We start from the raw sequence: 20,018 nt of genomic DNA, 5'->3' as shown, positions 1-20,018 counted from the left end.
CGGGCGATCATTCAAAGTCGAGCAAGCCCTTTTTCAGGGCGTAGCGCACCAGCTCAGGGCGCGTTTTCATCTGCAGTTTTTCCATGATCTTCGCCTTGTGCGTCTCGACCGTCTTGACGGAGACGATCAGCTGCTCGGCGATCTCTTTGTTCGAATATCCTTTGGCGATCCACTGCAAGATCTCCTGTTCGCGATCGGTGAGGACTTGAAAATGCTCCACATCCTGCCCTTTTTGCACGCGCTGCAGAAATTCGGAGATCAGCGACTTGGTCGCGGTCGGATGCAGATAGGCGGCGCCGGCGTGCACCGTGCGGATCGCACTCAACAGATCCAAGTCGGGCGCGCTCTTCAGGATGTAGCCAGAAGCGCCCGCCTGCAGGACGCGAAACAGATATTCTTCATCATCGTGCATCGTCAGCACCAAGATGTCGATCTCAGGCGCCGCCTCTTTGAGCCGCGAGGTGGCGGTGAGGCCGTTTTCGCCGGGCGGCATGCTCAAGTCCATCAGCACGATGTCAGGGCGCAGCTCCAGCGCCTTTTCCACCGCTTCTTTTCCATCGGCCGCCGTGCCGATCACTTCCATATCTCCTTGCGAGCCGATCAGCATCGACAGCCCGGAGCGGACGATCGCATGATCATCGGCGATCAACAATCGAACGGTCATGTTTGGGGCCTCCTCTCTCATCCAAAGGGATCGTCACGTCGATCGTCGTGCCTTTGCCAGGCGCCGAATCGATCGCGACTGCGCCACCGAGCAGGTTGGCGCGCTCGCGCATCCCGAACAGGCCGAGGCCGGTTCCTTTGATTCGCAGGTGCTCCGGATCGAATCCGGCACCTCTGTCGACCACCGTCAGCCGAATCTGCTCATCCTGATCTTCCAGGGTGACATAGATCTGATCGGTGTCCGCATATTTGGCCGAATTGGTCATCGCCTCTTGCAAGATGCGATAGAGCGCCGTCTCCACCGCCGAGTGATAGCGACGGCGGCTGCCGATCACCGTCAGTTCTGATTCGATGCCGAACGTCTGCTCAAACCGCTTGAGGTAGGAGCGGACGGCAGGCACCAAGCCCAGATCGTCGAGCGCCGACGGGCGCAGTTCGACCGACAGGTTTTTCACCTCTTCCAGCGTGCGCGAGGTGAGCTGTTTCACCTCGTCCAAATGCTGCATCACCGTGTCTTCCAACCGCAGCTGGTTGACAACCCGCAGGCCGACCAAAATCGAATAGAGCGCCTGCCCGATGCCGTCGTGCAGATCGCGGGAGATGCGCTTGCGCTCCTCTTCCTGCGCTTGGATCACATAGTTGGTCAACTGGCGCTGATGGCGCTCTCGCTCTACCCGCTGCTGCTCGGTGATGTCGCGCAGGATCAACACCAAAGCGCCCAACCCTTCGTCGGGCAGGCGGGTCGAGGAGGCGGCGACCGGAAATTCCTCGCCGCCTTTAGCGCGGACGAACATTTCGAACGCGGGCATCTTCTGGCGGTGGGCGAAACATTCGACACAGGTCATCTCCTCCGAACAGGTCGCCATCCCGATGCACACTTGACAGAGGTTGATCCTGTCGATCAGCTCTTCTGCCGCATAGCCGGACAGCCGTTCGAACGACTTGTTGACGGCGATGATCGTGCCGCTCTTGTCGATCACCAAGATGGCATCGCTGACGTTTTGAAACAGCGATTCGAGAAATGAGGACGTCTGCTGAGGCAACAACAGATTTTTCATCTCACGCTCTCACCTCCACCAGCCTTTTTTCCTACTATACACACAACTGCCCTCTCCCCGCTAGGCAAAATCGGGAAGCAGTTGGAGCCATTTTGTAAACTGATGAGCTTTTTGCGAGATGTGAGCAACATCGTTATCGATAAATTCGCGGTAGGTGCGGCTGCCGACGAGCATCATGCCCAAGACGCGACCGTCAACTTCCATCGGCACGCCAGCCACCGACTTCAACCCTTCGGCGAGGAGGATCGGGTACTCGCGAGGATCGTCGAGGCTTTGCGGCTCGGTAAAGTGCATCAAGATCGGGCGGCCCATGCGGATCACTTTGCCAGCCAATCCGATGCCAGGGCGAAGCACGATGCGTTTGTAGCGATCGTTGCGATTGCCTGAGACGTACTGAAAGCGAATCGTATGTTCCAGCGGTTCGGTCAGGGCGAGCGCGACAAAATCGACACCGATGAAACGGCGCAGCGAATCGAGCTCCTGTTGGATCTGCTCCTGCATGTGCAACATGACCACACCTCCTTTTTCCTATCATTCTGTCTACTTTGCCATTATACAAATGGGGAGGGCGAAAAGCTCTCGGGGAACTCCCTGATTTTTTAGGTTTACAAAAAGAGGGATTTTCGATACATTATCAGTGAACAAAAAAACAAAATGTTCATAGGTTCATAAATAGGAGGATCTGTGATGGTCAAAGCGTTTCATCCGCACGAGAAGGAGCTGATTCGTCAGCAGCTGTTGGAGCAGGGGCGTGAGATGTTTGGCAGCTATGGGGTGGCGAAGACGAACATTCGCGATCTGACCCGAGCGGCAGGGATCTCGCAAGGTGCGTTTTATCGCTTTTTTGGCTCGAAGGAAGAGCTGTATTTTGCCATCCTTCAGGAGGAGGAACAGGTGCTGAAGGAGCGTTTGCTCGCCGAGGTGCTAGAGGCGGGGTTGAGCGGCAAGGAGATGTTCAAGCGCTTCTTGCTCCACGGTCTGGAACTGGTGCATCAGCACCCGATCATCCGCCGCATGTTTTTGGAAAACGAGCATGAGCTGATCCTGCGCAAGCTCCCGCCAGAGGTGGTGGAGGCGCACATCGCCGCAGATGAGGATGCGCTCGCTCCGCTGATCCGCTCTTGGCAAGCGGCCGGCCTGTTGGTCGACGTGCGCGCCGAGGTGATCGTCGGGGTGACGCGAGCGTTTTTCTTGACCTCGCTGCACCGAAAGGAGATCGGTGCGGACGTCTTCACAGAGACGCTTGAGCTGCTGGCAGACTGTCTGGCCAGCGGATTGACCACTGATTTGACCACGCGAGGAGGGGAAGCGGAGTGATCGAGGTGAAAGATTTGCGGTTTGCTTATCCCGGCAGAGAGGCGGAGACGCTGAACGGCCTCTCGTTCGCGATCGGCAAGGGGGAGATCTTCGGCTTTCTCGGCCCGTCAGGAGCTGGCAAGAGCACGACGCAGAAGATTCTGATCGGCGCGCTTACCGGATATCGCGGCGAAGCGTGGGCGCTGGGAAAGGAGCTGCGCACCGTCAAGCGCTCCTTTTTTGAGCAGATCGGGGTCGCCTTCGAATTTCCCAACTTTTATGGCAAGTTTACGGCGCTGGAGAATCTGAAGTTTTTTGCTTCCTTATATAAAGGGGAGCAGGAAGACCCGATGAGCCTGCTGGAGCGGGTCGGGTTGGCTGCCGATGCGCATGTGCGGGTGAGCGAGTTTTCCAAGGGGATGAAGATGCGGTTAAATTTCTGCCGGGCGTTTTTGCACCGCCCGGAGCTGATCTTTTTGGATGAACCGACCTCGGGGCTTGATCCGGTGAACAGCAAGATCGTCAAACAGTTCATGCTGGAGCAGAAGGCGGCAGGCAAGACGATCGTGCTCAACACGCACAACATGAGCGGTGCGGAGGAAATGTGCGACCGAGTGGCCTTTCTGGTCGACGGGCAGATCAAGCTGATCGACTCGCCCCAGGCGCTCAAGATTCAGCATTCGCAAAAGGTGGTGCGGCTCGAATATCGCGAGGGCGTGGCGATCTGCGCGCGGGAGTTTGAGCTGGCGCGATTGGGGCAGAATCGGGAGTTTTTGCGCTTGTTGGAGCAGCGAGAAGTGCTGACGATGCATTCGCAGGAGGCGTCGCTGGAAGAGATCTTTTTGGATGTGACGGGGAGGCGATTGGCGTGAGAGCGCTCGCCGTCTTCAAACAGGATGTGCAGTTTCAGTTTCGGCACGGTTTTTATTATGCTTATCTTATCGTCTGTGCGGCCTATGTGCTGTTTTTGCGCGAGGTGCCCGCGTGGATGGGCGATCGCGCCGCCACTTTGATCATCAGCTCCGACCCGGGCGTGCTCGGCTTTTTCTTCGTCGGCGGTCTTCTAATGTTGGAGCGCAATCAGAACATCTTGGACAATCTGTTCGTCACGCCGCTGTTGCTCCGCGAATACTTCCTGTCCAAAGTGCTGTCGCTCGCCCTGCTTGCGATCGTCACCAGCGTCGGGGTGACCGTCTTTTCCTTCGGCACCGACTTCCAGCTCGGGCCGCTGTTGGTCGGCGTGGTGCTCTCCTCCGCGTTTTTCACGCTGCTCGGGGTGACGCTTGCGGTCAAGGTGAAGTCGATCAATCAGTTCTTGCTGACTTCGACCGTCTATCTGACCGTGTTGTTCATCCCGGTGCTCGGCGAGATTGGGGTGTGGGAGACGCCGCTCTATCTGCTGTTTCCGACCGGGGCGTCGCTCGCGCTGATCGGGGCGGCGTTTGGCGAAGCGTCGCTCTGGGAGCTGTTGTTTTCGACGGCGGTGCTCGCCGCTTGGATCGCGCTCGCGTACAGATGGGCGAAGCGGACGTTTGCGCGGCAGGTCCTTGAGAAGATCGGAGGTGAGCAGTGATGATGCGGATGGCGATGCGCATGTCGCTTGGCGATGCGCGGCAGGTGGTGCGCGATCCGGTGCTGCTGATGTCGATGTTGGCGCCGCTGTTGATGGCGCTGGTGATTCGCCTCGGCGTCCCGTTTGCTGATGGGCTGGCAGAGGAGCGGATCGGCATCAGCCTGCTCGGGCACGAGCCGTTTTTGATCAGCTTTCTGCTGTCGGCAACCCCGCTGATGCTCGGGCTGCTGATCGGATTTTTGCTGCTGGAGGAGCGAGATGAGGAGATGCTCGCCTACTTGGCGATCACGCCGCTGGGCAAGATCGGCTATCTGTGCTACCGGCTGATCAGCCCGGTGCTCCTGTCGGTGATCTTTTCGCTGATCGGCTTTCTGGTCGCGGGCGTCGAGGCGCCAGATGCGCTTCACCTCTGGCCGGTGCTGCTGATGCTCGCGCTGGAAGCTCCCCTGCTCGCCCTGATGATGGGGGTGTTCGCGGGGAACAAAGTGGAGGGGCTGGCGCTGTCCAAAGCGGCGGGCGTGCTGTTTGTCGCCCCTGTTGTCGCCTACTTTGTGACCGGCCCTTGGCAGTGGGCGGCAGGGGTGTTGCCCACCTTTTGGGCGGTGAAAGCATTTCTGGCAAGCGGTGTGGGAGAGAGTGTATACTGGTTGTATATCGGTGTTGGCATCCCGTTTCACGCTCTGTTGTTGGTGCTGCTTGTGAAGAAGCTGAATGCCAAGGGAAGTTGATGAAGAGAGGAGAACGACCTTTTGGCAAAAAAGATTCTGGTGGGTGCATTGTGTATTGCGATCATTATCCTCGGGTATCAGTACAAAGACCCGTTCATGGCGATCATCGAGGCTGGCGGCGTGATGTCTGTGCTGGTGTCGATCATGCTGGTCGGCATCTGCGTGTTCTTCCCCGTCGTGCCGTTTATCTTCCTCGTCGGGGTGATCGGCGCGGTGTTCGGCACGGTGACCGGAGCAGGGATCACCTTGGTCGGCCTGCTGTTCGGGACGTCGGTGATGTTCTTGATGGCGCGCTACGGGTTTCGCTCCTGGGCGCAGGCAACGCTCAATCGATACCCGAAGGCGAAAGAATATGAATCCTATTTTGAGAAAAATGCGTTTTTGAGCATCTTGGCGGTGCGGGTCGTTCCGGTGGTGCCGACGCAGGTGATCAACATCCTGTGCGGGATTTCCCAAGTGCGCTGGGTGACGTTCTTTTTGGCGACGGCGATCGGGGCTCTGCCGCGGATTCTCGTGTTCGCGTTTGTCGGCAACTCCTTTCAGGACAACAAGATGACCTCGTTTCTGACCTACGGGGCGTACATGGTCGTGATCATGATCGTCACGTACATCTTTTTGCGCAAGCGCATGGCAAACGGGCAAGAAAAACGAGCAGAATGATCGCAGGCAAGGCAGGCTCCGCGCGGGGCCTGTTTTTTTTGTTCCCGCACGGCTGAAGAATCTTCCCCCTTTTCCGCACCGGCATCCGCCCAGCTGGCATAGGCTATATCATTCAGGATGCGAAAGGAAGGAGGCCAACTTCGATGGATGCAGTGAAGGCTACGGTCGATGCTGCGCATTGGCTGTCCGCGGTGGAAGATGTGACGGTGCGCTCCGCTGCCACCAAGCGAGATCGCACCGTTCGGCTGTGCTTGGATGCGGTCGCTCAGAGCTTGTCCTTGCAGGAGGAGGATGCGGACAGCCTCTATCGGATCACGATGCCGGCGAGGAGCGATCAAGAGGCGCTGCGGCTGGTCTGCAAGCTCGCCGCTCAGAAGCTCGCCCCGCTGATCGAGCTGTTCAGCAAGCGGAGCGAGCGGACGCTCACCCTCACGATCAGAAGAAACACGCTCTCGTTCTCCCGCGGGGATCAGCATCTGCTGCTCCCGCACCAGATCGAGAAACAGGATGACGAATCGGCGGTTCGCTTCGCGATCGACAGGCGGAGCAGCCCCGCTTCCACCCTCGTACGATTTGTGATCGCCGATCAGCAGCCGCTGCTCGATTCGCTCGCCCGCTGTACCGATACGGCGCTGTGCGTGCGCGTCGAAGCAGGGGCGGAAAGCGTGATCCGCTTGTACGATCAGACCTATCTGGCAGACTGTCGCGCCTCTTTGGAGCAACTGTGGCCGCGTCGCGCCCTCTGCGATCGGCTGCGACAGCTTCCGGAGCAGAGCAAGCTGCACGTTGCGATGTCCGATCACCAGACGGTCAGCTTTTCGAGCGCCGCCACACAGGAGGCGCTGACCCGATCGGGCGTTCAGCGAGAGTTTGTGATCAAGCCCTATCCGCTGACCAACCTCTACATCGCCGCTGAGCAGACGGCGATCAGACGGGATGACGCCGCGCCGTGGAAGAGCGGAATGGCCAAAGGAATCGCTGGGAAAAAGCGCAACAGGCGCCAGACGATGCTGCCCGAGCAGCTGGCGGACGATCTGTTCGAGCAGCGCGAAGATCGCGAGCAGCGGTCGAACGACCTGCCGCTGGCGGAGAGCGCGGGAGATCTGATCCGCTCCGAACGCCCCGAGTTGGCCGACCTGCCACCAGACCGAGCGGAGCGAATCGATCTGGGCACAGACGATTCAGCGCGGCTGGCGGACGAAGCGCGACCGACAGAGCTGTCCGCCCTCGAACAGCTCGCCCAGCTGCCCGGTCTGCAGCGGGTCAAAAAGCAGGTGCTCGACATCGCCCAGTTTGCCGCATTTGAAAAAGAGCGCTTGCAAGCGCTCGGGATCGCGAGCAAGCGGCCGACGCTGCACATGGCCTTTCTCGGCAATCCGGGCACCGGCAAGACGATCGTCGCGCGGAGGATCGGTCAGATTTTCAAAGAGCTCGGCCTGCTGTCGCGCGGGCATGTGGTGGAGGTGGATCGCAACCGGCTGATTGGCGCCTTCATGGGGCACACCGAGCAGAACTTGACCAAATACACCAAGCGGGCGCGGGGCGGGGTGCTGTTTATCGACGAAGCGTACGCCCTGTTCAAAAAAGATTCTGCCAAAGACTTCGGGCTGACTGCGATCAACGGGCTGGTCAAACTGCTCGAAGATCATCGCAGCGACCTGGTCGTCATCGTCGCCGGGTATCGGCAGGAGATGAGCGAGTTTTTCTCTTTCAACCCTGGGCTCAAAGAGCGGATTCCCTTTCACATCGAGTTTCCCGACTATTCGCCAGACGAGTTGCTCGCCATCGCCGAGCATCTGGCGGCAGAGGATCACTACCTGCTGACAGAGGGGGCGAAGGAGAGCCTGCTGCGGCGCGCGCTCCGCGAGAAGCTCGACCGATCGTTTGGCAACGCGCGCACGGTGCGCAATCTGCTGGAGAAGGCGAAGATCCACCATGCTGTCGTCGCCAGGAGCAGCTCGTCCACTTTGGAGGGCGATGCGTTCACCACGCTGACCGCAGAAGATTTTCAAGCAGAGGGTGACGAGCGGGCAGAGAGCGTCGACGACCTGCTTGACGAGCTCGACAGCCTGGTCGGTCTGCAGGAGGTCAAGCGGCTGGTCAAGCGGATGACCGCGATGCTTGCGCTTGAGCAGCGGCGCTCCGCATACGGTCTGCAGGACGAACCGCTCACCCTGCACATGTCGTTCACCGGCAACCCGGGGACGGGAAAGACGACGGTCGCCCGGCTGATCGGGCGCATCCTGCGCGCGCTCGGGCTGTTGCCGAAAGGGCACTTTGTGGAGGCGGCGCGCAAAGATCTCGTCGCAGGCTATCTGGGACAGACGGCGCTGAAGACGGGAGACAAGATCAAAGAGGCGCTCGGCGGCATCCTCTTTCTCGACGAAGCGTATGCGCTCGCCCGCAGCAAGCGCGAATCGTTCGGCGCGGAGGCGCTGGCGACGCTGATCAAAGAGATGGAGGATAAAAAGGACATCCTCACCGTGATCTTGGCGGGGTACACGGAGGAGATGGAGGAGCTCTTCCTGCTCAACCCCGGGTTGAAGAGCCGGATTCGCTTTCACCTGCACTTTCCCGACTACTCGGCGAGCGATCTGGTGGAGATCGTCAAGCGAAAAGCGTCGCAGTCCGACTATCGGCTGACCTTAGCGGCGGAAGAGAAACTGTGGCAGCGTTTCATTCGCGAGTGCTCGTTTGCCGGAAAGGACTTCGGAAACGGACGGCTGGCCGAAAACCTGTTGGAAGCGGCGAAGCTCAACCTCTCCACCCGTCTGGCCCGCACGGGCGGCGAGGTCGATCGGACGATGCTCACGACGCTGACCGAAGCAGATTTTGAGGAAGAGATGGGGAACTTCGAGTGAGGTTCCCTTTTTGTGTGCGCTGAAACGCTTAAATATTTGCGAGGAGGAAGGTTTCTAAAGCTTACTGTAGAATGATGTGAATAATAGGTGTAAATACACAAATTCTAATAAATTGTATCTGGTTATACATATAGTTTTATCCAAATGAGCGAGGGGTGAAAGATTGAGATGACCAAGCCAACCGCACCGGAGCAATCTTCGCTGACCGGCCGCATCGCAACTGGTCCGAGCGCACTGCTCCATCAGGAGATCTTGGAGCCGCAGTTCGTCTATGAGCTGCAGCACTTTTTGCCGTGGTACATCATGATCGAAAAGGTGATGACGCTCGAATATGAACGGCTCGGGCTGATCTCCGGCGAGGCGCGCCGCGAGATCGGACAGCTGCTGTCGGAGATCGACAGCGAGACGATCACCGCCGATCCGCAAGCGAACATGTCCGACATCGCCTTTGCGATCGAGCGATATGTGGAATCGCGCATGACGCAGGAAGCGCCCGCTTGGCACATGGATCGCAGCCGGAACGATTTTCAAGCGTGCGCGCAGATCATGTTTGGCCGCGATCAGCTGTCGCAGGTGATCGATGAGCTGATGCTGTGCTCCCAAGCGCTGCACAAGCTGGCAGCCGAGACGGTCGACCTGCCGATGCCCGGCTACACGCACTACCAGTCGGCGCAGATCATCTCGCCCGGCTTCTATCTGGCGGCGGTCAACGAGCAGGTGTTGCAGGCGATCTCCCGCCTGAGCGCGCTCTCTGCGGATATTAACGCCTGCCCGCTCGGCTCGGGCGCGATGGCCGGGCTTGAGCTCGACTGGGATCAGCAGCGCATGTCAGACCTGCTCGGCTTTCAGCGACCGGTGCGGCACGCGCTGACAGGGGTTGCCAACCGCGAGTGGAGCTTGCGCGCGGCGGCGGAGCTGTCCACCTTCTCGGTCAACCTGTCCCGCGCCGTCACCGACCTGATCGCCTGGGGCAGCAGCGAGTACGGGTTTATCGACCTGCCCGATCAGATGGCGGGCATCTCCTCGGCGATGCCGCAGAAGAAAAACTTTCCGATCTTAGAGCGCATCCGCGGTCGCATCGCCCACATCTCCGCCTACTATGTCGATTTCGCGTTTGCTCAGCGCAGCACCGCTTACAGCAACCTCGTCGAAACATCGAAAGAGGCGGGGGCGAACATCCTGACGATGTTCACGACGATGCGTTCAGCGCTCCGCCTGTTCACCGCCGTCATCGAAAACTTGACCTTTAAAGAAGCGAAGATGCGCGCCATCTGCGAGCGCGAATATTTTGGCGGCTTTACGCTGGCGAACATGCTCGCTTTGCACAGCGCGGTGCCCTATCGCAAAGCGCAGGTCCTCGCCGGCCGCTACATCAGCCGAGCGCTAGAAAAAGGGCTGAAGCCGACCGGTGTGGAGATCGAGTTGCTCCGAGCTGCCGCTGCGGAGATGGGCCTTGAAGTCACGCTGACCGAGGAGCAGCTGCGGCTGGCGTTTGACACCGACTACAACCTGCAGGTGAAAACATCAGTCGGCGCCACCTCGCCGCAAGCGATGCGCCACCTGCTCGGCAAGCAGGAGGAGGAGCTCGCGCAGTTCGCGCGGGCGAGCGCGGAGCGCAAAGCGGAGTTTGAGCGCTGTGCCGAGCGAGTGGAAGCGCTGCTGAAATAGACCTTTAGCTGTTGAAATAGACCTTTATCGGAAGAGAGGACTGGATCACATGCTTCGTCAAGACATTGTGGATGCGATCGGCAAGACCCCCCTCGTCAAACTTCGCCTGAACGATCGGGCGACAGGTCAGGTGTATGCCAAGCTGGAGCTGCTCAACCCGTTTGGGATGAAGGACCGCGTGGCCAAACATGCGATTTTGGAAGCGAAGAAAAAAGGCATCCTGCCAGACGGCGCTCCGATCATCGAGAGCTCATCAGGCACGATGGCAGCCGGGGTGGCGATCGTCGGCACCTACCTCGGTCATCCGGTGCACATCGTGACCGATCCGCGCATCGACCCGATCACCGAGGCCAAGCTGACCTCGCTCGGCTGTCAGGTGCACATCGTCGAGAAGATGTCGCCCGATCGCGGCTGGCAGGGTTCGCGCTTGGAGCTGCTGCATCGGTTGCTCGAAGAGAACCCGGGCGCGTTTTGGCCCCGCCAATATGAAAACCCGGACAACCCGGGCGCCTACAAAGAGCTCGCGCAAGAGGTGATCGCCGACATCGGAACGGTCGACATCCTCGTCGCGGCGGTCGGCTCCGGCGGATCGCTCTCCGGTACGGCGCGAGCGCTGAAAGCGTACAACCCGGACCTCAAGGTGGTCGCCGTCGATGCGACCGGATCGGTGATCTTCGGCCAGCCCGACCGACCGAGCCGCCTGCAAGGGGGGCTGGGCAACTCGCTGGTCGCGCCGAACGTCGATTTTGCGGTGATGGATCAGATCCACTGGCTGAACGACGAAGAGGCGTTCGCCGCCACCTTGCAGCTGGCGCAGGAGGAGAAGATCTTCGCGGGCAACTCCTCCGGCTCCGTCTACGCCGTCGCGCGCTGGCTGGCCAGCCAAGTGGAAGCGGGGCAAAAGATTCTCGCCATCTTCCCCGACCGCGGCGACCGCTATGTCGATTCGATCTACAGCGAAGCGTATCGCATCGAAAAAGGGGTGAACCGACTGCATCTGCCGGACGAGCCGGTCGCTGTCGCCTATGACACGGTCGTCCACTCATGGTCCTATGCGTCGATCCCAGCAAAAGGAGCGGAACAACATGAAGAAAAAACTGCTGTTCGTTGAGTCGAACACGACAGGTACCGGCATGCTCGCACTGCGCAAGGCGGCGGGGTGGGGACTCACCCCGATCTTTCTCTGCAACCGACCGGAGCGCTACCTCGGGCTTGAGGAGACGGGCAGCCAAGTGATCGTCTGCGATACGAACGATCTGGACGAGCTGAAAAAGACGATCGAAGCGAACGTCAGCAAGGAGGAGATCTGCGGCGTTGCGACCACCTCCGAATTTTATCTGGAAGCGGTGGCGGAGCTGGCGACCCATTACGGCCTGCCGGGCAATCCGCCGCAAGCGATGCGCACGGCGCGCAACAAATCGCTGACTCGTCAGGCGTTGGCAAAGGCGGGCGTCGGCCAGCCGCGCTTTGCGATCGTCAAAGGCGAGGCAGATCTGGCGCAGGCGCTCGCGACAGTTCCTGTTCCCTGCGTGGTCAAGCCGGCTGATGACTCCGGCTCCAACGACGTGCTGCTCTGCCAGACGCAAGAAGAGGTCGCGCGCCACGCGAGCAAAATCTTAGCGATCAGCACCAACATGCGCGGACAGGCGACCGCGCAGACGGTGTTGATCGAAGAGTATGTGGATGCGCCCGAGTTTTCGGTCGAGATGTTCACTTGGGAAGGCAAGACGGTCTGCGTCGGCATCACCGAGAAGAGCTTGACCGGATATCCCTACTTTGTCGAGTCGCGCCACATCTTCCCCGCCAAGCTGGCACCTGAGGTGGAGGAGGAGATCCGCTCGACGGTGACCCGCGCGCTCGCTGCGATCGGCGTGAAGAACGGCGCGACCCACACGGAGCTGAAGCTGACCGCAGCAGGGGCGAAGATCATCGAGATCAACGCGCGTCTCGCAGGCGGGATGATCCCCGAGCTGATCCGCCACGCGACCGGAATCGACATGTTGGAGCAGCAGATTCGCTGTTCGGTCGATGGGCCGACCGACCTCCATGTCGTCTATGACGGGCATGCGGGCATTCGGTTCATCATGGCGGACACGCAGGGCGTGCTCGCCGACATTCGCGGCGTGGAGGCGGCGAAGAGCGTGCCCGGCGTGCAACAGGTAATCGTGACCGGCAAGCCGGGCGCGCAGGTGCAACCGCCGCAAAACGCCTACCACCGCCTCGGCTCGGTCATCGTCAAAGGCGACACGTATGAGGCGACCACCGTCGCACTGGATGCGGCGCTCGACAAGATCGAAGTCGTGCTGGAAGCGGCGGCGATCAAAAGCTGATCCGAAAGGGAGGACATGAGATGATCGAATTGCGCAGTGACACGTTCACCTTGCCGACAGAGGAGATGCTCGAAGCGATTCCACTGGCGGCGCTCGGCGATGACGTGTATGGGGAAGACCCGACGGTGAAGCGGCTGGAGCGCTTGGCGGCGGAGATGCTGGGCAAAGAGGCGGCGATCTTCATGCCGAGCGGCACGATGGCCAACCTCGCCTCCTTGATGGCGCACTGCCCGCGCGGCTCAAAAGTGCTGGTCGGCAACGAGACGGACATCTACATCTATGAGGCGGGCGGAGCGGCCGTCTGCGGCGGCATCATGTATGAGCCGATCCCGACCCAAGCGGATGGCAGGCTGTTGATCGAAGATCTGGAAAAAGCGTTTCCTGACGATCCGAGCGACCCGCAGTTTTCCCTGCCCGCTTTGATCACGATCGAAAACCCGCACAACCGCATGGGCGGCAAAGTGCTGCCGCTCTCCTATCTCGCCGAGGTGCAAGCGTTTGCCGAGAGCAAAGGTCTGCCGGTGCACATGGATGGCGCGCGCATCTTCAACGCGGCGATCGCGCTTGAGGTGCCCGTCTCCGAGGTGGCGCAGTATGCGGACTCGATTCAGTTCTGCCTCTCCAAAGGGCTGTCCGCTCCGGTCGGCTCGATGGTGGTCGGAACGGCCGAGTTTGTGGAAAAAGTGTACCGCCTTCGCAAGATGCTCGGCGGCGGCATGCGCCAAGCGGGGCTGCTGGCGGCGGCGGGGATCATCTCGCTGGAAAAGATGGTCGATCGCCTGGCGGACGACCATGCGAACGCAAGGCGCCTCGCAGCAGGGCTGACGCAGATCGAAGGCATTGAAGTGGACATGGACGTGCAGACGAACATCGTCTTTTTCCGCGTGTCGGCAGCAGGGTTCACCTGGCAGCGCTTCGTGGAAGAGTGCCAGCAAGCGGGCCTGAACATCGCCGAGCTCGGTCATGGCCGCATCCGCGCCGTCACCCATTCGGGAGTCACCCAAGCGGACATCGATGCGGCGATCCAGATCGTGAAAGGCGTGCTGGCGAAAGCGGAAGTTTTGAGCGTGTAGGGGAAGGGTCTGAGCAGGGCTGATTCTCTAATGCACGAATCAAAAGTTAATGACACCCCACAGCCGCATAGATGATGGCGGCTGTGGGGTGTATTTTGTGAATCGAGAAATATACTTTCCTTCTAGCCTAATAATAGGGCGGCACTGGATTTTCTGAATCGTAAATAGTTGTCTACCGAGCCTAACACCCAACACAATCTGACACGCAAAATCTACAGCTCGACTCCAAAGCAAAATGAAACTCCCTTCCGGCAATCAGCAGGAAGGGAGTTTCGTATTCTCTAATTAAATAAGCCAAACAGCACAGGGCAGCTCTTTCTTTCGCATTTCTAAACGCCCCTACAAAACGCGCAATGCTTTGCCTCAGCAACACTCCATCAGAAGCTCCGAGGCATCACACTCAAGCTTCACACTCAAGCCTTCTTCCCCTCCATCCGCTCGCGAAACCGCGTCGGCAGATCGAAGAACGCCAGCAGATAAGCGAGCAACAGCCCACAGGGCAGGTACCACCACGGCAGTCCGGCGAGCAGCACGGGGAGGTTCAGCACCAGCGACTGCACTAGCATTAACCCAAACGCCAAATGCGAATACCCTTTCAGCTTCGCTTCTTCTGGCAACGGATAGAGCGCCAACACGTCCGGATACTGGCGCTCGCCGACCAGGTTGGGCAGCTGTTTGCCGGTCAAGTACAGAGCGAGCAAATACACGACCAGCCCGATGACGACATGGGAGATGAAAAACAGCGCGACAAAGGCGGTCAGCGTGATGCGCACCGCGATGCCAAAATACTCGCTGTGGCGCAAAAACGTCCGGGTATACAAGAACAGATAGGGATTGGCGCGCTCCCAAGACAAGGGAGCCTTGCCTAACTTCCACGTCCGCACTCGATTCAAGCGCTCAGGAACCTCGACGAAAAAGCTGGCCAGCGCCAAATATCGGGCGATCGCTTTCGTCTCCAGCAGGAGCAACTCCGACCAGGCATATCCGGCCGGCCAGCGTTTGCGAAGAGGAAACAGCGCGAATGGCAACAGCACGGCAAACCAGAACCCGTGCAAGATCATCCAAGCAAGCCCCGCGTTCGCCACAAAGCGAAGCCCGGTCACCCAAGCTTTCTCCCGCCAGATCACGCTCAGCCACTGTTCGCGCACGTTCCACACTTTCACAGGCACCAACAGCACCCACGCCAGCAAAAAGCTGGCAAAGTCGCCCAGCTCAAACAGATAAAACGGCAGGGCAAACCACATGACGAAGGAGAAGCTCAGCCCGCCCATCCAACTGCTGTAGCGAACGGCCCGCTGAAAATAATCTTTCATCCGCGCCTCTGCGGGCAACAGAAAGACCAGATCGGGCTCTTTGACGAACGTCCTGACGGTGCAGCGCGTCAAGAAGTAGGCGAGCACCACCGCCAAGAACAGCTCAGAGGGGAACCTGTCCGGCACGATCTCCAGCAGATAGCGATAGACAAACGCCACCCCGACGGCGACAAACGGCACCGACATCGGCACCATCACATTGCGCCCCGCTTTCAGCGCGTAGAGCAGGCCGTTTCGCCACGCCGATCTCAGGCGAGATGCGAACAGTTCGTCCATCGTTCTCATCGGGCAGACCCCTTGACCACGTGGATGAACAGATCGTCGAGCGAGGCGCCAGGCAGTTTCGCCTGTTCGCCCATCTGGGCGAGCGTGCCGTGCAAGGCGATCTCGCCGCGGTTCATCATCACGAAGCGGTCGCAATAGGTCTCCGCCATCCCGAGAATATGCGTGGACAGCAAGATGCCCGTCCCCTGTCTGCGCATCTCCTCCAGCAGCTCCAGCAGGGCATGGATGGCGAGCGGGTCGAGGCCGACAAACGGCTCATCGACGATCAACAGATCGGGTTGGAGCAAAAAGGCGCAGAGGATCATCACCTTTTGCTGCATCCCTTTGGAAAAGGTGCCGGGAAACTCATCCAGATGATCCTTCATGCGAAACGTATGCAGCAGGCGCTCCGACCGCTCCTCGTACACGCCCGACTCCAACCCGTAGGCCATCGCCGTCAGCTGCAGGTGTTCGCGCAACGTCAGCTCCTGATAGAGCTTGGGCGTCTCCGGCACATAGGCGATCCCCGCCCGAAAGGCGCTCCTGTCGCTCTTTAGCGTCTCACCGCGCAGGGAGATCGTGCCCGCCTGCGCTTCCAACAGCCCGAGTATGTGCTTGAGCACCGTCGATTTGCCAGCTCCGTTCATGCCGATCAGCCCGACCCATTCGCCCGCCTGCACCTCAAATGAAACGTCGCGGATCACAGGTACATCCTGTTGGTACCCTCCGGTCAATCCTTTGATCTCTAACATGATGACCTCCTCAGCCTTCCTACCTTTGCCATCATTGTAGCAAAAAAACAGGCGAGCAGTATGCCCGATCTGGACATACAGCTCGCCTGTTTGCTCGTTCTAGCCCTGCAATCTTCCTGTCGCTTCACTCATCCAGTGCGACTAACATCCTGTGCGACGAACATCCTGTCTGACTAATAAGAGGCGATGCAACCGTCGGTGCGCGGTTCCGTGCCGCCGATCAGCACGCCCGTCTCCGGGTTGCGCCAGATGATCTGACCGCGACCGAAGCCGCCGGAGCCGACCGCCCAGCGAACCTGATGGCCGCGGGCAACCAGCGATTGCACAATATGGTCGGGTGTCGAAGTTTCGATCTCGACCACTTTGTCTTTCATCCACTGCCAGCGGGGCGCATCGAGCGCCGCCTGCGGGTTCAGCCCGAAATCGATCGTGTTCATCACCACTTGCACGTGACCCTGTGGTTGCATAAAGCCGCCCATCACGCCGAACGGGCCGACCGCCTGCCCATCTTTGGTCAAGAAGCCCGGGATGATCGTGTGGTACGTCTTTTTCCCCGGCTCCAAACGGTTGTCATGCTCGCGGTCGAGCGAGAAGTTGTGCCCGCGGTTCTGCAAGCCGATCCCCGTGCCCGGCACGACCAGACCTGAGCCGAAGCCCATGTAGTTGCTCTGGATGAAGGAGACCATGTTGCCTTCGCCGTCCGCCGCTGCCAGATAGACCGTGCCACCGCGCGGCGGCTCTCCGGCGACCGGGGTGAGCGCGCGCTCGCCGATCAGATTCCGCCGCTCTTCCGCATAGGCTTCAGAGAGCAGGTCTTCCACGCGCACGCTCATCTTCGCCTGTTCGGTGATGTACTTCTGACCGTCTGCAAACGCCAGCTTGATCGCTTCGATCTGCTTGTGATAGGTATCGACACAATCGCGTTGAGAGAACTGATAGCCTTTGAGCAGGTTGAGCGCCTGCAAGGCGACCAGCCCGTGTCCGTTCGGCGGAATCTCCCACACGTCGTAGCCGCGGTAGTTGACGCTGATCGGCTGCACCCACTCTGGGCGGTAAGCGGCGAGGTCCTCTTTGCGCAAGTACCCGCCATACTGCTGCGAATAGGCGTCGATCTGGTCGGCGAGCGACCCGCGATAAAAAGCGTCCGCCTTCGTCTCGGCGATCAACCGCAGCGTGTTCGCATGGCCGGGCGAGCGCCAGATCTCGCCCACCTGCGGCGCTCTTCCTTCAGGCGCAAACGTTTCGAACCAGTGGGCGAACTCGTCTCCCGAGAGCTGTTTGGAAAACGTTTCGAACGCGCGCTGCCAATAGTGCGCCAGGACGGGGGAGAGCGGATACCCTTCCTCCGCATAGCGGATCGCAGGTGCGAGCACTTCGGTCAGCGGCAGTTTGCCAAACCGCTCCGACAGCTCCGCCCAAGCGGCGGGCGCACCTGGTACGGTGACCGGAATCCAGCCGTATTTCGGGATCTCTTTGACGCCGGCCGCTTCCAACTTGTCGATCGAGATGCTCATCGGTGCCGGGCCGCTCGCGTTGAGACCGTGCAGTTCCCCTTTTGTCCAGACCAGCGCGAACGCGTCGCCGCCGATCCCGTTGGACGTGGGTTCGACCACCGTCAGGGCGGCAGCGGTCGCAATCGCAGCATCGATCGCATTGCCACCCTTTTGCATCACTTCCAGGCCAGCTTGTGCGGCCAACGGCTGGGAGGTGGCCACCATCCCATTTTTTGCATAGGTGGTCATCCGCTGTGAGGTGTACGGATGATGCATCGCATTGAAGTTCATGATTCGATCGATCTCCTTTCGTTCTTACAGATGACAGGCGACAAAATGTCCCGGTGAGACCTCCTTCGTCTGCGGGCGCTCCGTCTTGCAGATCTCCATGCAGGCGGGGCAGCGGGTATGAAACGCGCAGCCGGACGGCGGGTTGGCCGGGCTTGGCACGTCGCCGGTCAGGATGACCCGCTCCCGCTTCTCGCGCGGATTCGGGTAGGGGACTGCTGACAACAGCGCTTGCGTATAAGGATGTTGCGGATCGGCATACAGCTTCTCCTTCGGTGCCAGCTCGACCATGCGGCCGAGGTACATCACGCCGACGCGATCCGAAATGTGACGCACGACAGATAGGTCATGAGAGATAAAGAGATAGGTCAAGCCAAACTGCTCTTGCAAGTCTTTCATCAAGTTTAAGATTTGCGATTGGATCGATACGTCCAGCGCGGAGACCGGCTCGTCGGCGACGATCAGCTTGGGCTTGGTGATCAGCGCCCGCGCGATGCCGATCCGCTGGCGTTGTCCGCCAGAAAACTGATGCGGATAGTTGCCGATATGATGTTCGGTCAGACCGACGATCTCCAGCAGCTCTTTCACTTTTTGTTTGCGTTCCTGCCCGTTGGACATCCCGTGAATCTTCAGCGGCTCCTCCAGGATCGAGCCGATCGTCATCCGCGGGTTGAGCGACGCGAACGGATCTTGAAACACGATTTGCAGATCGCGCCGAATTTTGCGCAGCTGATCTTTTTTCAGCTCGGTCAAAGATTGTCCTTGAAAGATGACTTTGCCATCTGTCGGCTCGGTCAGGCGCAAGATCGCGCGTCCGGTGGTCGACTTCCCGCAGCCAGACTCGCCGACGATGCCGAGCGTCTCGCCTTCGCGCACCGAGAAGGACACGTCGTCGACCGCTTTTACATACCCTTGCACTTTGGAGAGGGCACCGTCGCGGATCGGAAAGTATTTTTTCAGCCCGTTCACTTCCAAGATCGTGCTCATGCTGTCACCTCTTTCAACGCCGCTTCCTCTTGGAGCCAACATCTGCTGCGCTGCCCGCCTTCCAGCTGGAACAGAGGAGGCATCTGCTGGGTGCATCTGCTCTCCACGTGGGGACAGCGCGAGGCAAAGCGACAGCCGCTGGCAACCGAACCGGGCAGCGGCACGTTGCCCGGAATCGAATCGAGCCTCCGCTGATCCGCATCCACTTTGGGAATCGATCTCATCAGCCCCTGCGTATAGGGATGGGCAGGGGAATCAAACAGTGTATAGACATCAGCCTCTTCGACCACCTGTCCCGCATACATCACCACGACGCGGTCGCACATCTCCGCCACCACGCCAAGGTCGTGCGTGATCAGCATGATCGACGTGCCTTGCTTTTCTTTTAATTCGCGCATCAAATCGAGAATCTGTGCCTGAATCGTCACATCGAGGGCGGTGGTCGGCTCGTCGGCGATCAACAGCTCCGGCTCACAGCTCATCGCCATCGCGATCATCACCCGCTGTCTCATGCCGCCCGAAAGCTGATGCGGGTACTCATCCATGATCTTCTCTGCGCGAGGGATGTTGACCTTCTTTAACATCTGGATCGCATGATCGCGCGCTTGCGCTTTCGAATAGCCCCAGTGCAAGGTCACCATCTCGCAAAGCTGCTGCCCGATCGTGTAGACCGGGTTGAGCGAAGTCATCGGTTCCTGAAAGATCATCGCGATCTCATTGCCACGCACTTTGCGCATCTCCGCTTCGGAAAGCTTGAGCAAGTCTTGCTCTTTATAATGGATGGTTCCGCCTGCGATGCGGACGCCCGTCTTCGGCAGGAGCCGCATCACCGTCAAGGAGGTAGCGCTTTTGCCGCAGCCCGATTCACCGACGATGCCGAGCGTCTCGCCCTTTCGAACTGCTAGATCGACACCGTCAACTGCGGGGTTGACGCGTCTGTCGCTTACAAAATGTGTCTGCAACCCTTTGATTTCCAACAGGTTGTTCATCTTCGGTTCGCCCCCGCCTTTC

Annotated in this window: 18 protein-coding genes; 10 read left to right on the top strand and 8 right to left on the bottom strand. The window is 59.5% G+C overall.

What is annotated here, in order from left to right:
- Positions 1-7: 7 nt before the first annotated feature.
- Genes ACFSOY_RS07850 through ACFSOY_RS07840 form a run of 3 tightly spaced genes read right to left on the bottom strand, consistent with a single transcriptional unit; the run spans position 8 to position 2,231 of the window.
- Positions 8-664, bottom strand: a complete 657-nt coding sequence (locus tag ACFSOY_RS07850; protein WP_386045416.1) for a response regulator — start codon at positions 662-664, stop codon at positions 8-10.
- The gene (locus tag ACFSOY_RS07845) at positions 636-1,721 is read right to left on the bottom strand and encodes a PAS domain-containing sensor histidine kinase (protein WP_386045414.1); all 1,086 of its coding nucleotides are present in this window, start codon (positions 1,719-1,721) and stop codon (positions 636-638) included. The genes ACFSOY_RS07850 and ACFSOY_RS07845 overlap by 29 nt, the downstream gene beginning before the upstream one ends.
- Before the next feature lie 60 nt (positions 1,722-1,781).
- Complete coding sequence (locus tag ACFSOY_RS07840; RefSeq protein WP_386045412.1) at positions 1,782-2,231, bottom strand: GAF domain-containing protein; 450 nt, start codon at positions 2,229-2,231, stop codon at positions 1,782-1,784.
- A gap of 177 nt (positions 2,232-2,408) precedes the next feature.
- Between ACFSOY_RS07840 and ACFSOY_RS07835 the strand changes: the two genes are divergently transcribed.
- The 10 genes from ACFSOY_RS07835 (at position 2,409) to ltaE (ending at position 13,910) form a co-directional block, all read left to right on the top strand.
- On the top strand, positions 2,409-3,038 hold the full coding sequence (locus ACFSOY_RS07835; protein WP_386045410.1) for a TetR/AcrR family transcriptional regulator: 630 nt from the start codon (positions 2,409-2,411) through the stop codon (positions 3,036-3,038).
- A complete protein-coding gene (locus tag ACFSOY_RS07830; RefSeq protein WP_386045408.1) occupies positions 3,035-3,889 on the top strand; it encodes an ABC transporter ATP-binding protein in 855 nt (284 codons plus the stop codon). The genes ACFSOY_RS07835 and ACFSOY_RS07830 overlap by 4 nt, the downstream gene beginning before the upstream one ends.
- Complete coding sequence (locus tag ACFSOY_RS07825) at positions 3,886-4,590, top strand: fluoroquinolone export ABC transporter permease subunit (RefSeq protein WP_386045406.1); 705 nt, start codon at positions 3,886-3,888, stop codon at positions 4,588-4,590. Before ACFSOY_RS07830 ends, ACFSOY_RS07825 begins: the two co-directional genes overlap by 4 nt.
- Positions 4,590-5,318, top strand: coding sequence for a hypothetical protein (locus tag ACFSOY_RS07820; RefSeq protein WP_386045404.1), 729 nt, complete (start codon positions 4,590-4,592; stop codon positions 5,316-5,318). Before ACFSOY_RS07825 ends, ACFSOY_RS07820 begins: the two co-directional genes overlap by 1 nt.
- Before the next feature lie 21 nt (positions 5,319-5,339).
- Positions 5,340-5,978, top strand: coding sequence for a TVP38/TMEM64 family protein (locus ACFSOY_RS07815; protein ID WP_386045402.1), 639 nt, complete (start codon positions 5,340-5,342; stop codon positions 5,976-5,978).
- A 143-nt stretch (positions 5,979-6,121) separates the two neighbouring features.
- Complete coding sequence (locus ACFSOY_RS07810) at positions 6,122-8,839, top strand: AAA family ATPase (RefSeq protein WP_386045400.1); 2,718 nt, start codon at positions 6,122-6,124, stop codon at positions 8,837-8,839.
- Between the two features lie 168 nt (positions 8,840-9,007).
- Positions 9,008-10,507 carry an argininosuccinate lyase gene (locus tag ACFSOY_RS07805; RefSeq protein WP_386045399.1) on the top strand — a complete coding sequence of 500 codons (1,500 nt, stop codon included), beginning with the start codon at positions 9,008-9,010 and terminating at the stop codon, positions 10,505-10,507.
- A gap of 49 nt (positions 10,508-10,556) precedes the next feature.
- Positions 10,557-11,618, top strand: coding sequence for a cysteine synthase family protein (locus ACFSOY_RS07800; protein ID WP_386045398.1), 1,062 nt, complete (start codon positions 10,557-10,559; stop codon positions 11,616-11,618).
- Positions 11,593-12,837, top strand: a complete 1,245-nt coding sequence (locus tag ACFSOY_RS07795; protein ID WP_386045396.1) for an ATP-grasp domain-containing protein — start codon at positions 11,593-11,595, stop codon at positions 12,835-12,837. The genes ACFSOY_RS07800 and ACFSOY_RS07795 overlap by 26 nt, the downstream gene beginning before the upstream one ends.
- A 20-nt stretch (positions 12,838-12,857) precedes the next feature.
- The gene (gene ltaE / locus ACFSOY_RS07790; RefSeq protein WP_386045394.1) at positions 12,858-13,910 is read left to right on the top strand and encodes a low-specificity L-threonine aldolase; all 1,053 of its coding nucleotides are present in this window, start codon (positions 12,858-12,860) and stop codon (positions 13,908-13,910) included.
- Between the two features lie 413 nt (positions 13,911-14,323).
- Here ltaE and ACFSOY_RS07785 read toward each other — a convergent pair whose 3' ends face one another.
- From ACFSOY_RS07785 to ACFSOY_RS07765, 5 genes are all read right to left on the bottom strand, one after another.
- A complete protein-coding gene (locus ACFSOY_RS07785) occupies positions 14,324-15,508 on the bottom strand; it encodes an ABC transporter permease (RefSeq protein ID WP_386045392.1) in 1,185 nt (394 codons plus the stop codon).
- The gene (locus ACFSOY_RS07780; protein ID WP_386045390.1) at positions 15,505-16,239 is read right to left on the bottom strand and encodes an ABC transporter ATP-binding protein; all 735 of its coding nucleotides are present in this window, start codon (positions 16,237-16,239) and stop codon (positions 15,505-15,507) included. Before ACFSOY_RS07780 ends, ACFSOY_RS07785 begins: the two co-directional genes overlap by 4 nt.
- Before the next feature lie 173 nt (positions 16,240-16,412).
- Positions 16,413-18,023 carry a gamma-glutamyltransferase family protein gene (locus ACFSOY_RS07775; RefSeq protein WP_386045389.1) on the bottom strand — a complete coding sequence of 537 codons (1,611 nt, stop codon included), beginning with the start codon at positions 18,021-18,023 and terminating at the stop codon, positions 16,413-16,415.
- A gap of 24 nt (positions 18,024-18,047) precedes the next feature.
- Positions 18,048-19,007, bottom strand: coding sequence for an ABC transporter ATP-binding protein (locus ACFSOY_RS07770; RefSeq protein WP_386045387.1), 960 nt, complete (start codon positions 19,005-19,007; stop codon positions 18,048-18,050).
- Positions 19,004-19,996 carry an ABC transporter ATP-binding protein gene (locus ACFSOY_RS07765; RefSeq protein ID WP_386045384.1) on the bottom strand — a complete coding sequence of 331 codons (993 nt, stop codon included), beginning with the start codon at positions 19,994-19,996 and terminating at the stop codon, positions 19,004-19,006. Before ACFSOY_RS07765 ends, ACFSOY_RS07770 begins: the two co-directional genes overlap by 4 nt.
- Positions 19,997-20,018 lie beyond the last annotated feature (22 nt).

The organism is Tumebacillus lipolyticus (assembly GCF_042682745.1).
Taxonomy (GTDB): domain Bacteria; phylum Bacillota; class Bacilli; order Tumebacillales; family Tumebacillaceae; genus Tumebacillus_A; species Tumebacillus_A lipolyticus.
This window is presented reverse-complemented; position numbering and strand designations above follow the sequence as displayed.

Excerpts from the sequence above, each read along its gene's own strand:
- ACFSOY_RS07850 (WP_386045416.1), bottom strand. The coding sequence starts at position 664 with ATGACCGTTCGATTGTTGATCGCCGATGATCATGCGATCGTCCGCTCC.
- ACFSOY_RS07845 (WP_386045414.1), bottom strand. The coding sequence starts at position 1,721 with ATGAAAAATCTGTTGTTGCCTCAGCAGACGTCCTCATTTCTCGAATCG.
- ACFSOY_RS07840 (WP_386045412.1), bottom strand. The coding sequence starts at position 2,231 with ATGTTGCACATGCAGGAGCAGATCCAACAGGAGCTCGATTCGCTGCGC.
- ACFSOY_RS07835 (WP_386045410.1), top strand. The coding sequence starts at position 2,409 with ATGGTCAAAGCGTTTCATCCGCACGAGAAGGAGCTGATTCGTCAGCAG.
- ACFSOY_RS07820 (WP_386045404.1), top strand. The coding sequence starts at position 4,590 with ATGATGCGGATGGCGATGCGCATGTCGCTTGGCGATGCGCGGCAGGTG.
- ACFSOY_RS07810 (WP_386045400.1), top strand. The coding sequence starts at position 6,122 with ATGGATGCAGTGAAGGCTACGGTCGATGCTGCGCATTGGCTGTCCGCG.
- ACFSOY_RS07805 (WP_386045399.1), top strand. The coding sequence starts at position 9,008 with ATGACCAAGCCAACCGCACCGGAGCAATCTTCGCTGACCGGCCGCATC.
- ACFSOY_RS07800 (WP_386045398.1), top strand. The coding sequence starts at position 10,557 with ATGCTTCGTCAAGACATTGTGGATGCGATCGGCAAGACCCCCCTCGTC.
- ACFSOY_RS07795 (WP_386045396.1), top strand. The coding sequence starts at position 11,593 with ATGAAGAAAAAACTGCTGTTCGTTGAGTCGAACACGACAGGTACCGGC.
- ltaE (WP_386045394.1), top strand. The coding sequence starts at position 12,858 with ATGATCGAATTGCGCAGTGACACGTTCACCTTGCCGACAGAGGAGATG.
- ACFSOY_RS07785 (WP_386045392.1), bottom strand. The coding sequence starts at position 15,508 with ATGAGAACGATGGACGAACTGTTCGCATCTCGCCTGAGATCGGCGTGG.
- ACFSOY_RS07780 (WP_386045390.1), bottom strand. The coding sequence starts at position 16,239 with ATGTTAGAGATCAAAGGATTGACCGGAGGGTACCAACAGGATGTACCT.
- ACFSOY_RS07775 (WP_386045389.1), bottom strand. The coding sequence starts at position 18,023 with ATGAACTTCAATGCGATGCATCATCCGTACACCTCACAGCGGATGACC.
- ACFSOY_RS07770 (WP_386045387.1), bottom strand. The coding sequence starts at position 19,007 with ATGAGCACGATCTTGGAAGTGAACGGGCTGAAAAAATACTTTCCGATC.
- ACFSOY_RS07765 (WP_386045384.1), bottom strand. The coding sequence starts at position 19,996 with ATGAACAACCTGTTGGAAATCAAAGGGTTGCAGACACATTTTGTAAGC.